The following is a 14,276-nucleotide window of genomic DNA, read 5'->3' on the forward strand; positions in this document are numbered from 1 at the left end:
CCGGTCCTGAGACTAATCCCACAATATTTTTGGGCTATAGACCTGCGAGGCAGAGCGGGCTTACGGTTCCCGAGCCCGGTCGGTCGAGACGGCTCGCCCGGTGCACATCGTCCCCACCCACCCTCTCGGGAGACCCATGCAGCACCGCTCGAGGCGGACACGGCTGATCGTCGCCGCGTCCACCCTGCTCGTCCCGGCCGCTCTGCTGGCCACCGTCCAGACGGCCGACGCCGCGCCCGCCGCGGGCAGCGTCGCCATCCCCTCCACGCTGCCGAGCTGGCTGCCGAAGGCGACCTCGCGGGCCCGGACCGCCGCCCCGGCCGCCGCCGCGGACGCCAGCCAGACCGTCCGGGTCTACCTCGCCCCGAACGGCGGCTCCGACGCCCTGGCCAAGGCCGCGCTCGCGGTCTCGGACCCGTCCTCGGCGTCGTACGGCCAGTTCCTCACCGCCGACCAGTTCCACGCGCAGTGGTCGCCCACCGCGCAGGCCGAGCAGACCGTGCGCGGCTACCTCGCCGACCAGGGCCTGACGGTGTCGGGCACGGCCCCGTTCCGCCGCTACGTCACGGCGACGGGCACGGTCTCCCAGCTCGACAAGGCCTTCGGCGTCACGCTGAAGAAGTTCACCCACGACGGCCAGCACGTCGTCGCCCCGACGGGCGCCGCCCGCGTGCCGGCCAAGGTCGGCGCCGCGGTGCTGACCGTCAGCGGCCTGGACACCACCCAGACCAAGATGGTCCACAAGGACACCCCGAAGGCGACCACGCCGCCCGCGGGCTTCCGCAACGGCCGCCCGTGCAGCACCTTCTGGGGCGACGTGCAGGCCAAGTACCAGGCCGACTTCAAGACCCCGCTGCCCAAGTTCGACGGTTCCACGCTGACGTACGCGCCGTGCGGCTACACCGGCCCGCAGCTGCGCGCCGCCTACGAGGGCGGCACCAACCTCGACGGCTCCGGCGCCACGATCGCCATCACCGACGCGTACGCCTGGCAGTACATCGCCTCCGACGCGAACCGCTACGCCAGCGAGAACGGTGACGGTTCCTACGCCGCCGGGCAGCTGACCCAGAACCTGCCGGCGAGCTTCAACAGCCAGGACCTCTGCGACCCGACCGGCTGGAGCGGCGAGGAGACCCTCGACGTCGAGGCCGCGCACGCGATGGCCCCCGGCGCGAAGATCCGCTACTACGGTTCGTCGAGCTGCCTCGACGACGACTTCCTCGACACCCTGGCCCGCGTGGCCGACGAGGGCGTCGCCCAGGTCGTCAGCAACTCGTGGGGCGACGCGGGCGAAGTCGGCACCGCTGACAGCTACGCCGCCTACGGCGCGGTCCTGCAGCAGTCCGCCCTGCAGGGGATCAGCGTGCTGTTCTCCTCCGGCGACAGCGGCGACGAGCTGGCCAACACCGGGATCAAGTCCCCGGACTACCCGGCCTCCGACCCGTACGTGACCGCCGTCGGCGGCACGGCGACGGCGATCAACCGCAGCGGCGTGCGTCTCGACACCGGCTGGGGCACGCGCAGCTACGCGCTGTCGGCCGACGGCAAGTCCTGGACCGGCGGCGACTACCTCTACGGTGCCGGCGGCGGCGTGTCGAACGTCTTCAACCAGCCCGCGTACCAGCGCGGGGTCGTCAACACCCGCCTGTCGGGCGGCCGTGCGGTCCCCGACCTGGCCATGGACGCCGACCCGCAGACCGGCATGCTGATCGGGCAGACGCAGACGTTCCCGGACGGCACGTACTACGCCCAGTACCGCATCGGTGGCACCAGCCTCGCCAGCCCGCTCATGGCCGGCATGACGGCGCTGGCCGTGCAGCACAACCAGGGCCGTGGCTTCGGTCTGCTGAACCCGCTCATCTACAAGCAGACCAAGGTGTTCGACGACGTGGTGCCGCACTCCAACCTCAAGGCGACGGTGCGTGTCAACTACAACAACGGGGTCAACAACGACGAGGGCGTCAGCTACATCGTCCGGACCTTCGACCAGGACTCGTCGCTGAAGACCACCACCGGGTGGGACCAGGTGACCGGGCGCGGCGTGCCGCGGCCGTCGTTCTTCAAGCTGACGACGCCGAGCCCGGCGACGGCGGCGGTCAAGCGCTGAACGTCCTGCTCGTGCCCTGAGTCTGCTCGGGGGTCATGAGCCGAACGACCGGAGCAAGGGGAGGGGCACCGCCTGCGGGCGGTGCCCCTCTCGTCGTCGGTGGGGCCGTTGCCGGCCTAAGTTACCCGCGGGTAACATCCGTGCCGTGAAGATCGTGGTCTGCGTGAAGCACGTGCCGGACGCCAGCGGCGAGCGGGGGTTCGGCGACGACCTGACCCTCGACCGCGACGTCGACGGGCTGCTCTCCGAGCTCGACGAGTACGCGGTCGAGCAGGCGCTGCGGGTGGCCGAGTCGGCCGACGTCGACGCCGAGGTCGTCGCGCTCACCATCGGTCCCGACGACGCTGCGGCCGCGATCAAGCGGAGCCTGCAGATGGGCGCCACGTCCGGGATCCACGTGGTCGACGACGCCCTGCACGGCACCGACGCGATCGGCACCAGCACCGTCCTCGCCGCCGCCGTGCGCAAGGCCGGCGCCGACCTCGTGGTCTGCGGGATGTCGTCGACCGACGGGGCGATGGGCGTCGTCCCGGCGATGCTCGCGGAGCGCCTGGGCTGGCCCGCCGCGACGTACGCCGGCCGCCTCGACGTCGCCGACGGCCACGCCACGGTCGTGCGCGAGGACGACACCGCGCGCCTGACCGTCGAGGTCGACCTGCCGGCCGTGGTCAGTGTCACCGACCAGTCCGGCGAGGCGCGCTACCCGTCGATGAAGGGCATCCTCGCGGCCAAGAAGAAGCCGGTGCTCGAGTGGGGGCTCGACGACCTCGGGCTGGGCTCGGACGACGTCGGCCTCGACGCCGCCTGGACCGGTGTCGTGGGCGCCGAGCCGCGCCCGGCCAAGGGGGCCGGCCGGGTGGTCACCGACGCCGACGGTTCCGGCTCGGCCGCGGTGCTCGAGTTCCTGGCCGCCGGCCGCTACGTGTGACGGCGCCCGACTACCTCTCGCCCCGACCCGCGCGCCACCCACCGCACCACGCAGCAAGTAGGAGACCGCATGGCCGACGTCCTCGTCCTCGTCCTCGCCGAGCTCGACGGGGGCACGCCCACCCGCCCGGCGCTTGAGCTGCTGACCCTCGCCGCGCGGGTCGGCACGCCCGTCGCCGTCGTGCTCGACGAGGTCGACCAGGACGCCGCCGAGGTGCTGGCCGCCCACGGTGCCGCCCGGGTGCTGAGCGTCGTCGACCCCGCCTTCGAGGCGTACCTCGTCGCCCCGCGTTCCGAGGCCCTCGACCAGGTCGCCGCGGCCGTCCGGCCCTCCCTCGTCCTGCTGCCCTCGACGCCCGAGGGCAAGGAGGTCGCCGGCCGGCTGGCCGTCCGGATCGGCGCGGGCCTCGTGACCGACGCCGTCGACCTGGACGCCGACGCGACCACCACCCAGTCGGTGCTGGCCGGCGGGTGGACCGTCCGCGCCCGCGGCCGGCGCGACGTGCTCGTCGCCACGATGAAGCCGAACAGCGTGGCGCCGGCGCCGGTCGAGGCGCCCGCCGCGGTGACGGTGGAGCCGTTCGCCGTCACGATCTCCGACGCCGCCCGCGGCGCCCGCATCACCGCCCGCGACCCGCGGGTGGCGAGCGGTCGGCCGAGCCTGACCGAGGCCCCCGTCGTCGTCTCCGGCGGCCGCGGGACCGGCGGCGACTTCGCCAAGGTCGAGGCGCTCGCCGACGCCCTCGGCGGGGCCGTCGGGGCCTCGCGCGCGGCGGTGGACGCCGGCTGGTACCCGCACGCCTACCAGGTCGGCCAGACCGGTACGACGGTCTCGCCGCAGCTCTACGTCGCCGCCGGCATCTCCGGCGCCATCCAGCACCGTGCCGGCATGCAGACCTCCAAGGCCGTCGTCGCCGTGAACTCCGACCCCGAGGCCCCGATCTTCGCGCTCGCCGACCTCGGCGTCGTCGGCGACCTCCAGACCGTGCTCGACGAGGTCGTCCAGGGCCTGCAGGACCGCAGCGCCTGACCGCGACCTCTGGCAGCAGAAGTCACCCGCGTACGGCGGGGGCCCGGTCAGCGGTACGCGCTCAGCCGGGGTGCTCCGAGGGGCCGCGCTCGAGGTACTTGAGAACGGCGAGGACGCGCCGGTGCTCGCTGGTCGAGGGCGGCAGCCCGAGGGTGTCGAAGATCGCGGAGATGTTGCGGGCGACGGCGTGCTCGGTGACGACGAGCTCCTCGGCGATGCGGGCGTTGCTCATGCCCTGCGCCATGAGGGCGAGCGTCTCGCGCCGCCGTGGGCTCAGCCGCTCGATCGGGTTGTCCACGCGCCGGCGCCGCATCATGCTCTCGACGACCGAGGGGTCGACGAGGGTGCCGCCGTCGAGGACGTCGCGCACGCCGCGCAGGAACGGGTCGACGTCCATGATCCGCTGCTTGAGCAGGTAGCCGACGCCGCGCGACCCGCGGCCCAGCAGCTCGGTCGCGCCGGCGCTGTCGACGTACTGGGACAGGACCAGCACGGCCAGCGTCGGCGTCTCCTCGCGCAGCAGCAGGGCCGCCTCGATGCCGTCGCGGGTGTGGGTGGGCGGCATGCGGATGTCGGTGATGACCAGGTCGGGGTGCAGCGCGCGGGTGGCGGCGACCAGGTCGGGCGCGTTCGACGCCGTGGCGACGACGTCGTAGCCCTCGTCGGTGAGCAGCCGCGACAGCCCGGCGCGCAGCAGCACCTCGTCCTCGCCGATGATCAGCCGCACGGGACCTCCACCACCACGGTGGTGCCCTCCCCGTCCGGCGAGACGACCTCGAGCGTCCCGCCGAGCGCGGCGACCCGGTCCTGGAGGCCGCGCAGCCCGGTGCCGTCGGCCGGGTCGGCGCCGCCCTTGCCGTCGTCGCGGACGCTCGCCCGCAACCGGCCCCCGTCGCCGGCCGGGGGCTCGAAGCGCACCCGCGCGGTGGTCGCGGACGCGTGCTTGGCCACGTTGGTGAGGGCCTCCGAGATCGTGAAGTAGAGCGTGGACTCGGCGTCGGTGGCCAGCGGCGGGACGGGGCCGGACGTCTCGACGGTCGTCGGCACCGGCATCCGCTCCGCCAGCATCTCCACGGCGGGGACGAGGCCGCGCTCGACGAGCGGCGCGGGCATGATCCCGGCGATGAAGTCGCGGAGCTCGGTCAGCAGGCCGGTCATGCCGTCGGCGATGCCGGCCGCGGAGGCCGCGACGACCGGGTCGCTCGCCGTCCGGCTCAGCTGGCGGGCGGTGAGGCCGAGCAGCACGATGTGCTGCTGGGCGCCGTCGTGCAGGTCGCGCGAGATCCGCCGGCGCTCGCTGTCCTCGGCCTGCAGCAGGCGACGGCGCGACGCGTACAGGTCGGACTCGCTGGTCCGCAGCTCGGCCAGCAGCGCCCGCTGCTCGGCCGCGAGCCGCTCCGCCTCGATGCCGAGGGCGACGACCCCGCCCACGACCTCGATCTCGGAACCGTCGGCGAGCGCGTCGTCGCGGTGCACGATGCCGCCGACCACCACGCCCCCGTGGCGTACGGGGTGCACGTGCCGGCCGCGCTCCGGCTCGGCGGGCACCAGCCGGCCGGCCTCGTCGACGAACCCGTCGGCGCCGGTCCGCGCGAACACCACCCGCGCGTCCGGGTCGCCGAGCGCCTGCGCCACGGCCGCACTGAGGGCGCCGGCGCTCGGCGTGGCGCCGCCGATCCGCGCGACCAGCTCGTCGACCTGCCCGGTCCGGCCGAACGAGCCGAAGAGCAGCCCCACCAGGAACACCACCGGCAGGCCGAGCACGGCGGCGAACTGGAGCCAGCTGAGACCCACGGCCAGCGGCGTACGGACCTGGATCGCCAGGGCGCCCACGCCGATCATCACGGGCAGCAGCACGCGGTACCAGACCATGGGACCGAGCAGCCGGCGCTCCAGCGGGTCGGCCCGGAACGCGCGGACGGCGACCAGCCCGGCGGCCAGGAAGACCGATGAGACGCCGACGACGCTCTGCACCCAGCTGGCCACGAGCAGGACCTGCGCGGCGTCGGCCGGCCGCCAGACGGCGGGCGGCTCGGGGCCGACGACGGCCAGGGGCACCTGCAGCACCGTCGAGGCGACGTAGCCCGCGCCGACGACGACGCGGTCGACGCCGCGCTGCACCCGCCCGGAGGGGAAGGCCATCAGCAGGTGCAGCGTCAGGGCCAGCGGCAGGGTCGAGCAGACCAGGCCGATCATCGACAGCGCGCGGTCGGGCAGCGCTCCCAGCACGCTCACCCACACCGAGAGGGCGGCGACCAGCATCAGCACGCCGATACGGTTGTGCGGCCGGCGCCGCCAGGCGACGAGACCCGTCACGGCGTAGAGGGCGGTCATCCCCAGCAGCGGCAGCCAGTCGGCGACGGCCAGCCCCGGGGCGTCGGCCGCCAGCACGGCCCCGACCACCAGGAGCACGAGGAACAGGCCGGCGACCAGGGCCGCCGCGGGGTCGGCCGACCAGCGACGCCTCGAGGCGGTCGGCCCCGCAGGAGGACCGGCCGGCATGGCGCCAGCATGGCAGAACCGGTCGGTCCCAGATGTGGACCCAGCGCTACAGACCGGGCGCCGGCGGCTGCCTAACGTTTCGCGCGTCCCGCCCACGGGCGGGCGTCCGGTCACGCAGGTGGAGGGGCATCTGCGTGGCCGGCCCTCGGGCCCCGCCGGGCTCGGCCCGCCGTCGACCGCTGAGCGGCTCAGCGAGCGGGCAGACTGAGGGCGTGCGCAGCGACCCCGACCGCAGCCCTGCGGACCGCAGCTATCTCGACCACGCCGCGACGACGCCGATGCGGGCCGAGGCGGTGGCGGCCGTCACCGCCGAGCTGACCCGTACGGGCAACCCGTCCTCGGCCCACGGCTCGGGCCGCGCGGCACGCCGGGTGGTCGAGGACGCGCGCGAGCTGATCGCCGCGCGCCTCGGCGCCGACCCGGCCGAGGTGGTCCTCACCGGCGGCGGGACCGAGGCCGACAACCTCGCGGTCAAGGGGGCGTACTGGGCCCGGCGCGACGCCGACCGCCGCGACGTCCTGGTGAGCGCGGTCGAGCACCACGCGGTCGGCGACGCGGCGCTCTGGCTCGCCCAGACGCAGGGGGCGCAGGTGACCCTGCTGCCCGTGGACGCCGCGGGGCGACTCGACCTCGACGCGTACGCCGCCGCCCTCGGCCCGCGCAGCGCGGTGGTCTCGGTGATGTGGGCCAACAACGAGGTCGGCACCGTGCAGCCCGTGCGGGCCGTGGCCGAGGCCGGGCGCGCCGCGGGTGCCGTCGTGCACAGCGACGCCGTGCAGGCCGTCGGGCACGTGCCGGTCGACTTCGCGGCCAGCGGCCTGGACCTGCTGAGCCTGACCGCCCACAAGCTGGGCGGGCCGGTGGGCGTCGGCGCCCTGCTCGCGCGGCGCTCGACGGCGCTGGCCGCGGTGCAGCACGGGGGTGGCCAGGAGCGCGACGTCCGCTCGGGCACCCTCGACGTGGTCGGGGTGGCCGGCTTCGCGGCGGCGGTCGACGTGGCGGTGCGCACGCTGCAGGAGGAGGCGGCGCGCGAGGTCGCGCTGCGCGAGGAGCTCTTCGCGCGGGTCCGGGCCGCGGTGCCCGACGCGTCGCGCCACGGCGCCTCCCCGGACGACCCCGCCGCGGGGCTGCCCGGCGTGCTGAGCGTGCAGATCCCCGGCGCCCCCGGCGACGCCGTGGTGATGCTGCTCGACGCGGCCGGGGTCGACGCCTCCACCGGGTCGGCCTGCTCGGCCGGCGTCACCGCGCCGAGCCACGTGCTCACCGCGCTCGGGGTGAGCGAGGCGGAGGCCCGCAGCGTCGTGCGCTTCTCGCTCGGCCACACGACCACCGCCGCCGACCTCGACCGGGTCTCCGCGGTGCTGCCGGACGTCGTCGCGCGGGCCCGTGCGGCCGCGGCGTACGTCTGAGCGCGCCCGTACAGTGGGGCCGTCATGACAGCAGGAGGACGGTCCAGATGAGGGTGCTCGCCGCGATGTCCGGCGGGGTCGACTCCGCCGTGGCCGCCGCCCGCGCGGTCGACGCCGGGCACGACGTGACCGGGGTGCACCTGGCTCTGTCGAAGAACCCGCAGTCCTTCCGCAGCGGCGCGCGCGGCTGCTGCTCGCGCGAGGACGCGCACGACGCGCGACGGGCGGCCGACCGGCTCGGCATCCCCTTCTACGTCTGGGACCTCTCGGACCGCTTCGCCGCCGACGTCGTCGACGACTTCGTGGCCGAGTACGCCGCCGGCCGCACGCCCAACCCGTGCCTGCGCTGCAACGAGAAGATCAAGTTCGCCGCGGTGCTCGAGCGCGGGCTGGCGCTCGGGTTCGACGCCGTCTGCACGGGCCACTACGCGCGCCTTCAGCGGGCGGACGACGGGACCGTCGAGCTGCACCGGGCGGTCGACGCGGCCAAGGACCAGTCGTACGTCCTCGGCGTGCTGACGGCGCACCAGGTCGCGCACAGCTGGTTCCCGCTGGGCACCTCGACCAAGACCGAGGTGCGGGCGGAGGCGGCGGCCCGCGGGCTCTCGGTCGCGGCGAAGCCGGACAGCCACGACATCTGCTTCATCCCCGACGGGGACACGGCCGGCTTCCTCGACGCCCGCCTGGGCACCCGGCCGGGCGCGGTCGTCGACGCCGACGGCACCCGGCTCGGCGAGCACGACGGCACCCACCACTTCACCGTCGGCCAGCGCCGCGGGCTGCGGCTCGGTGTGCCCGCGGCCGACGGCAAGCCGCGCTTCGTCCTCGACGTCACGCCCGTCGACGGAACCGTCACCGTCGGCCCGCGCGAGGCGCTGGCGGTCTCGCACCTGGCGGGTCTGCGCCCGACCTGGACCGGGATCGTTCCGGAGGGCCCGTGGCGCGGGCTGGTCCAGGTGCGGGCCCACGGCGAGCCGGTGCCCGCGACCGTGGAGCTGCGCGACGGCGAGCAGGGGAGCACGCTGCTGGTCGACACCGACGAGCCGCTCGTCGGCGTCGCGCCCGGCCAGGCCGTCGTCGCGTACGCGGGCACCCGGGTCGTCGGCAGCGCCACCATCTCCTCGACCCGGTCACCGGTCGGGGCCCGGTGACGACCCCGACGTCCGGCACGACGGGCACGCCCTCCCAGGTCTGGTGGACCGGGATCGGCTCCTGGCCGGGCACCGACGTGACGGACGCGGTCAAGACGGCGTTCGCGGAGTGCCCGGACCTGCCGTACCTGCCCGAGCTGCCGGCCCGTGGGCCGGGCGCGCAGCTCGTCGGGCGCGGGGCCTCGCTGCTCAGCGGCCTGGCCGTGGACCTCCAGCCCGCCGGCTGGCGGCTCGCCGACGCGCCGAACCGCGACGCCCGGCAGGCGCGCTCGCTGCTGCGCAGCGACCTCGACGTGCTCGAGGAGGTCGCGCAGGGCTACACCGGCCTGGTCAAGGTGTCGGTCGCCGGGCCCTGGACGCTGTGCGCGACGCTCGAGCGCCCGCGGGGCGACCGGGTGGTGGCCGACAGCGGCGCTCGGCGCGACGTGGCCCAGTCGCTCACCGACGGCATCGGCGAGCTGGTCGGCGAGCTGCGCCGCCGGCTCCCCGACGTGGAGCTCGTCGTGCAGCTCGACGAACCGCTCCTGCCCGCCGTCCTGACGGGCAGCCTGAGCACGGCCAGCGGCTTCTCGCGGCACCGCTCGGTGGACCGGCCGGAGGTCGCGGAGGTCTACACGAGCCTCGTCGAGCACGTCGGCCGCCCGGTCGTCGTGCACTGCTGCGCGGCCGACGCGCCCGTCGGCCTGCTGCGCCAGGCCGGCGTGGCCGGCGTCGCGCTCGACCTCGGGCAGATGTCGACCCGGCAGTGGGACGAGGTCGGCGAGGGGCTGGGCGAGGGGCTGTGGTTCGGCGCCGGGGCGCTCCCGACCGACGGGCCGGCGCCCGCGGTCCCGCGGCCCGACGCCGTGGCCGCGCGCGTCCTCGGCCGCCTCGACGACCTGGGCCTCGACGCCGAGGCGGGCCTGCGGACGGTGCTCACGCCGGCCTGCGGGCTGGCGGGGTTCGACCGGGCCGGTGCCACCGCGGCCCTGCGCACGCTGCGGTCGGCGGCGGACATCGTCACCGACCGGCTGCTCGGCTGAGGTTCCGGCCCGCGGGCCGTGCGCTGGGGCATGATGACGCCGTGGCCCAGATCCGGCAGCTCCGCATCGTCGCGACCCTGTTGTTCGCCTTCGCCGTCGCGCAGGCGGGGCTGGGGTCGGGCTACCTCGACGGCTCCCACGTCCTGCTGGTCGCGCACGCCACCAACGCGTTCGCGGTGCTGGTGCTCGCCGTGATCGGCGCGGTCCTCGGCGTGCCGCTGCGCCGGGCCGGGCGCCCGGGCTGGACGCTGTTCTTCCCGCTCGGCATCGTCGTCGCGATCGCGCTGCAGATGACGCTCGGCTTCGCCGGGATCAAGGGCCTGCACGTCTTCTTCGGCGTGCTGATCCTCTGCTCGATCACCGCCTACTGCTCCTACTCGTGGCGGCTCCGGGCGCCCGAGGCCGGCGCGACCGCCGCGACCCGCGCGTCCGCGTAGCCGCCCGGCTTCTCGGCGACGAAGAGCCACGTCTCGAAGAAGCCGTCGAGGTCCTGCCCGCTGACCCGCTCGGCGAGCGCGACGAACCGCTGCGTCCGCACCCCGCCGTTCGCGTGCTCGCGCGTCCAGGTGCGCAGCAGCCGGCGCATCGCGGCGTCGCCGATCCGGTGCCGCAGGGCCTCGAGGGTGAGACCGCCGCGGGTGTAGACGGGGTCGGAGAAGAGGTCGGCCGGGTCCGTCAGCGCGGCGGGCGCGGGTGACCACAGCTCGGAACCCTTGCCCTCGGCCGGGTGCGCGGCGTAGACCGCCTGGAACGCCTGCCAGGTCGTCGGGCCACCGTGCTCAGCGGCCCAGTTCGCCTCCGCGTAGGAGGCGAAGCCCTCGTTGAGCCAGATGTCGCCCCAGTCCTTCGGGGTGACCGAGTCGCCGACCACTGGTGGGCGTACTCGTGGACCAGGGTCGCCTCGTCGGGGACGCCGTCGAAGAAGGGCCGCGTCTGGGTCTCGAGCGCGTAGCCGACGCCGAGGTCCTGGATCACCATGCCGGCGGCGTCGAACGGGTAGCGGCCGTACTGCTTCTCGCTGAAGCGGAGGACCTTCGGCAGCAGGCTGCGCTGCGCCTTCGCCGAGCCGAGCGACGGCTGGACGAACGTCCAGGCCGGGATCTTCCGGCCGTGCCGGAGCTCCACCGTCGAGCGGTAGACGTCGAAGCGCCCGATCGCGACCATCGAGAGGTAGGTCGCCATCGGCCGGCGCTGGCGCCAGCGCCAGGTGGTCTGCCCGTCCTTGGTGCGACGGCTCCGCAGCACGCCGTTCGAGGCGGCCGCGAGCTTCTTCGGCACCGTGAGCGCCACGTCGAAGGAGGCCTTGTCGCGCGGGGTGTTGTTGTTCGGGTACCAGGTCTGCGCGCCGACGGGCTCGTTCAGCGCGGTCGCCCCGGTGGTGCTCGGCACCCAGCCGTCCTGCGAACCGTCCGGGTCGGTGTGGGTCACGGGCCGGCCGTGGTAGCGGACGGTGACGGTGAAGCGCCCCTTCGCGGGGCGCGCGGGGGTGACGACCAGCTTGGTCCCGTCACGCCGGAAGGCCGCCGTCCGGCCGTCCACCCGCACCCGGTCGACGCTCAGCCCCTCGAGGTCCAGGGAGAACGACGACAGCGCCCGGGCCGCCCTGGCCTCGACCGTCGTCGTCGCCCTGATCGAGCCGTTCTTCGCGTACGCCAGGGCGATGCCGTAGTGCCGGACGTCGTAGCCGGTGTTGCCGTACGCGTCGAAGAGCGAGTCGCCGGACGTCTGGCCACCCGCGACCGGCGTCGGGCTGGTCGCGCCCGGGGCGGCGGACGCGGGGGCGGCCGGGACGACCGCGAGGCCCACGGCCGCGCTGGTGAGGAGGGCGGCCAGGCCGCGCAGGGGTCGACGCACGAGCGCACGGTACCGGCGGCCGACCCGCTCCTGTCAGCGGTCCTGGCTAGGGTCGTGGCGTGGTCACCCCAGACGTCGACGCCGAGCCGGTCCCCGAGCCCGTGCCCGAGCCGGACAGCGCGTCCAGCGCCCGGCACGCGGAGGTCACCGAGGTGCTGAACGAGGCGCGCTGGCGCTACTACGTCCTCGACGAGCCGACCGTGGCCGACGAGGAGTACGACCGGCTGATGCGCGAGCTGGAGGCGCTCGAGGAGCGCTTCCCGTCGCTGCGTACGCCGGACTCGCCGACGCAGACGGTCGGCGGGGCGCCCGCGGCGACGTTCGCGCCGGTCGAGCACCTGCAGCGCCTGCTGAGCCTGGACAACGCCTTCAGCACCGAGGACCTGGAGCGCTGGCAGGGACGGGCGGCGCGCGAGCTCGGCGAGAGCCGGCTGGAGCGGTCCGGCTACCTGTGCGAGCTCAAGGTCGACGGGCTCGCGCTCGACCTCGTCTACGAGGGCGGCCGCCTGGTCCGGGCCGCGACCCGGGGCGACGGCCGGGTGGGCGAGGACGTGACCGCCAACGTCCGCACGATCACGGCGATCCCGCAGCGGCTGGCCCAGCCGGAGGGCGTCACCGTCCCCGACGTCCTCGAGGTGCGCGGCGAGGTCTACTTCGCGGTCGCGGAGTTCACCGCGCTGAACGAGCAGCTCGTCGCCGACGGCAAGGCGCCCTTCGCCAACCCGCGCAACGCCGCCGCCGGGTCGCTGCGGCAGAAGGACCCGCGCGTCACCGCCTCGCGCAACCTGGGCTTCGTCAGCCACGGGCTCGGCGTGCTGACCGGCGTGGAGGTGTCGCGGCAGTCGGAGGCGTACGAGGCCCTGGAGCGCTGGGGCCTGCCCGTCAGCCCCCAGCGCAAGGTCGTCGCCACGCTCGCCGAGGTCGAGGACTACATCGCCTACTGGGGCGAGCACCGCCACGGCGAGGGTGCGCCGGTCCACGAGATCGACGGCGTCGTGGTCAAGCTCGACGAGCGGGCCGTGCAGGACCAGCTGGGGTCGACGGCCCGGGCGCCGCGCTGGGCGATCGCCTACAAGTACCCGCCGGAGGAGGTCACGACCAAGCTCCTCGACATCCGGGTCAACGTCGGGCGCACCGGCCGGGTGGGGCCGTACGGGGTGATGGAGCCGGTGCGCGTGGCCGGCTCGACGGTCAGCCAGGCGACGCTGCACAACGCCAGCGAGGTCGTGCGCAAGGGCGTGCTGATCGGCGACACCGTCGTCCTGCGCAAGGCCGGCGACGTCATCCCGGAGATCGTCGGGCCGGTGGTCGCGCTGCGCGACGGCACCGAGCACCCCTTCGTCATGCCGACGCACTGCCCGGCGTGCGGCACGGCCCTGCGTCCCGAGAAGGAGGGCGACGCCGACCTGCGCTGCCCGAACACCCGCTCCTGCCCGGCGCAGCTGCGGGAGCGGTTGTTCCACGTCGCCAGCCGCGCGGCTCTCGACATCGAGGTGCTCGGCTACCAGTCCGGGCAGGCGCTGCTCGAGGCCGGGCTGCTGACCGACGAGGGCGACCTGTTCTCCCTCACGCCGGAGTCGCTGCAGCGCACCGCGTTCTTCACGACCAAGGACGGCCGGCTCTCGGCCAACGGCACCAAGCTGCTGGCCAACCTCGAGGCGGCCAAGACCCGGCCCCTGGACAAGTACCTGGTAGCGCTTTCCATCCGCCACGTCGGTCCGGGTGTCGCGCCGGACCTGGCGGCGGCGTTCGGGAGCATCGACGCGATCGAGGCGGCGACGCCCGAGCAGCTGGCGGAGGTCGAGGGCATCGGGCCGACGCTGGTGACGGCGATCCAGGAGTGGTTCGCCGTCGACTGGCACCGCGCGATCGTGGACAAGTGGCGCGACGCCGGGTGCGTGATGCGCGACGAGCCCAGGGAGCAGCGTGAGCAGACGCTGGCCGGGGTCAGCGTCGTCGTCACCGGCTCGCTCGACGGGTTCACGCGCGACTCGGCCGCCGAGGCGGTGACGAGCCGGGGCGGGAAGGTGTCCGGTTCGGTGTCGAAGAAGACGTCGTTCGTGGTCGTGGGCGAGGCACCCGGGTCCAAGTACGACAAGGCGGTCCAGCTCAAGGTGCCGGTGCTGTCCGGCGCCGAGGCGTTCACCACGCTGCTGGAGCACGGGCCCGAGGCGGCCGCGGAGGTGGCGACCATCGGCGAGGAGGTCTAGGGGGCGAGGAGGTCTAGCGGGCGAGGAGGCGTGGACCCAGGGGTCTCGAGCGTGACAGCCGCGC

11 protein-coding genes and 1 pseudogene are annotated in these 14,276 nt (G+C 74.8%); 8 read left to right on the forward strand and 4 right to left on the reverse strand.

The genetic code is table 11. The features are described from left to right. Nucleotides 1-136 precede the first annotated feature (136 nt). From BMY04_RS08510 to BMY04_RS08520, 3 genes are all read left to right on the forward strand, one after another. Nucleotides 137-2,107, forward strand: a complete 1,971-nt coding sequence (locus BMY04_RS08510) for a S53 family peptidase (RefSeq protein ID WP_091178839.1) — start codon at nucleotides 137-139, stop codon at nucleotides 2,105-2,107. Nucleotides 2,108-2,252: 145 nt separating this feature from the next. Further along, nucleotides 2,253-3,035, forward strand: a complete 783-nt coding sequence (locus tag BMY04_RS08515; protein ID WP_198410022.1) for an electron transfer flavoprotein subunit beta/FixA family protein — start codon at nucleotides 2,253-2,255, stop codon at nucleotides 3,033-3,035. 69 nt (nucleotides 3,036-3,104) lie between these two features. Further along, nucleotides 3,105-4,064 (forward strand): electron transfer flavoprotein subunit alpha/FixB family protein, encoded by a 960-nt coding sequence (locus BMY04_RS08520; protein WP_091178842.1) that lies wholly within the window; start codon nucleotides 3,105-3,107, stop codon nucleotides 4,062-4,064. 61 nt (nucleotides 4,065-4,125) lie between these two features. Here the strand turns inward: BMY04_RS08520 and BMY04_RS08525 are convergent, their stop codons facing one another. After that, the gene (locus tag BMY04_RS08525) at nucleotides 4,126-4,791 is read right to left on the reverse strand and encodes a response regulator transcription factor (protein ID WP_091178844.1); all 666 of its coding nucleotides are present in this window, start codon (nucleotides 4,789-4,791) and stop codon (nucleotides 4,126-4,128) included. Further along, nucleotides 4,782-6,566: a sensor histidine kinase gene (locus BMY04_RS08530; protein WP_091178845.1), complete on the reverse strand. Its 1,785-nt coding sequence runs from the start codon at nucleotides 6,564-6,566 to the stop codon at nucleotides 4,782-4,784. The genes BMY04_RS08525 and BMY04_RS08530 overlap by 10 nt, the downstream gene beginning before the upstream one ends. Nucleotides 6,567-6,778: 212 nt before the next feature. On the opposite strand from BMY04_RS08530, the gene BMY04_RS08535 reads away from it, so the two are divergent. The 4 genes from BMY04_RS08535 to BMY04_RS08550 are packed head-to-tail and all read left to right on the forward strand — an operon-like array spanning nucleotide 6,779 to nucleotide 10,585. Then, complete coding sequence (locus BMY04_RS08535; RefSeq protein ID WP_269766211.1) at nucleotides 6,779-7,975, forward strand: cysteine desulfurase family protein; 1,197 nt, start codon at nucleotides 6,779-6,781, stop codon at nucleotides 7,973-7,975. A 47-nt stretch (nucleotides 7,976-8,022) separates the two neighbouring features. After that, on the forward strand, nucleotides 8,023-9,126 hold the full coding sequence (gene mnmA / locus BMY04_RS08540; protein WP_091178850.1) for a tRNA 2-thiouridine(34) synthase MnmA: 1,104 nt from the start codon (nucleotides 8,023-8,025) through the stop codon (nucleotides 9,124-9,126). Continuing rightward, entirely contained in the window at nucleotides 9,123-10,148 is a 1,026-nt protein-coding gene (locus BMY04_RS08545) for a uroporphyrinogen decarboxylase/cobalamine-independent methonine synthase family protein (protein WP_139209797.1), read from the forward strand. The genes mnmA and BMY04_RS08545 overlap by 4 nt, the downstream gene beginning before the upstream one ends. A gap of 41 nt (nucleotides 10,149-10,189) precedes the next feature. Next, nucleotides 10,190-10,585 carry a hypothetical protein gene (locus BMY04_RS08550; protein WP_091178852.1) on the forward strand — a complete coding sequence of 132 codons (396 nt, stop codon included), beginning with the start codon at nucleotides 10,190-10,192 and terminating at the stop codon, nucleotides 10,583-10,585. On the opposite strand, the gene BMY04_RS23245 is transcribed toward BMY04_RS08550, so the two are convergent. Next, nucleotides 10,522-11,019 (reverse strand): M1 family aminopeptidase, encoded by a 498-nt coding sequence (locus tag BMY04_RS23245; protein ID WP_232506197.1) that lies wholly within the window; start codon nucleotides 11,017-11,019, stop codon nucleotides 10,522-10,524. The genes BMY04_RS08550 and BMY04_RS23245 overlap by 64 nt on opposite strands. A 308-nt stretch (nucleotides 11,020-11,327) precedes the next feature. Then, a pseudogene (locus tag BMY04_RS23250) lies at nucleotides 11,328-12,002 on the reverse strand (hypothetical protein); the annotation flags it as partial. 59 nt (nucleotides 12,003-12,061) lie between these two features. Here BMY04_RS23250 and ligA point away from each other — a divergent pair. Beyond that, nucleotides 12,062-14,212 carry an NAD-dependent DNA ligase LigA gene (gene ligA, locus BMY04_RS08560; RefSeq protein WP_091178855.1) on the forward strand — a complete coding sequence of 717 codons (2,151 nt, stop codon included), beginning with the start codon at nucleotides 12,062-12,064 and terminating at the stop codon, nucleotides 14,210-14,212. Nucleotides 14,213-14,276 lie beyond the last annotated feature (64 nt).

Origin of the sequence: Microlunatus flavus (assembly GCF_900110855.1) — a bacterium.
Classification (GTDB): Bacteria; Actinomycetota; Actinomycetes; order Propionibacteriales; family Propionibacteriaceae; genus Microlunatus; species Microlunatus flavus.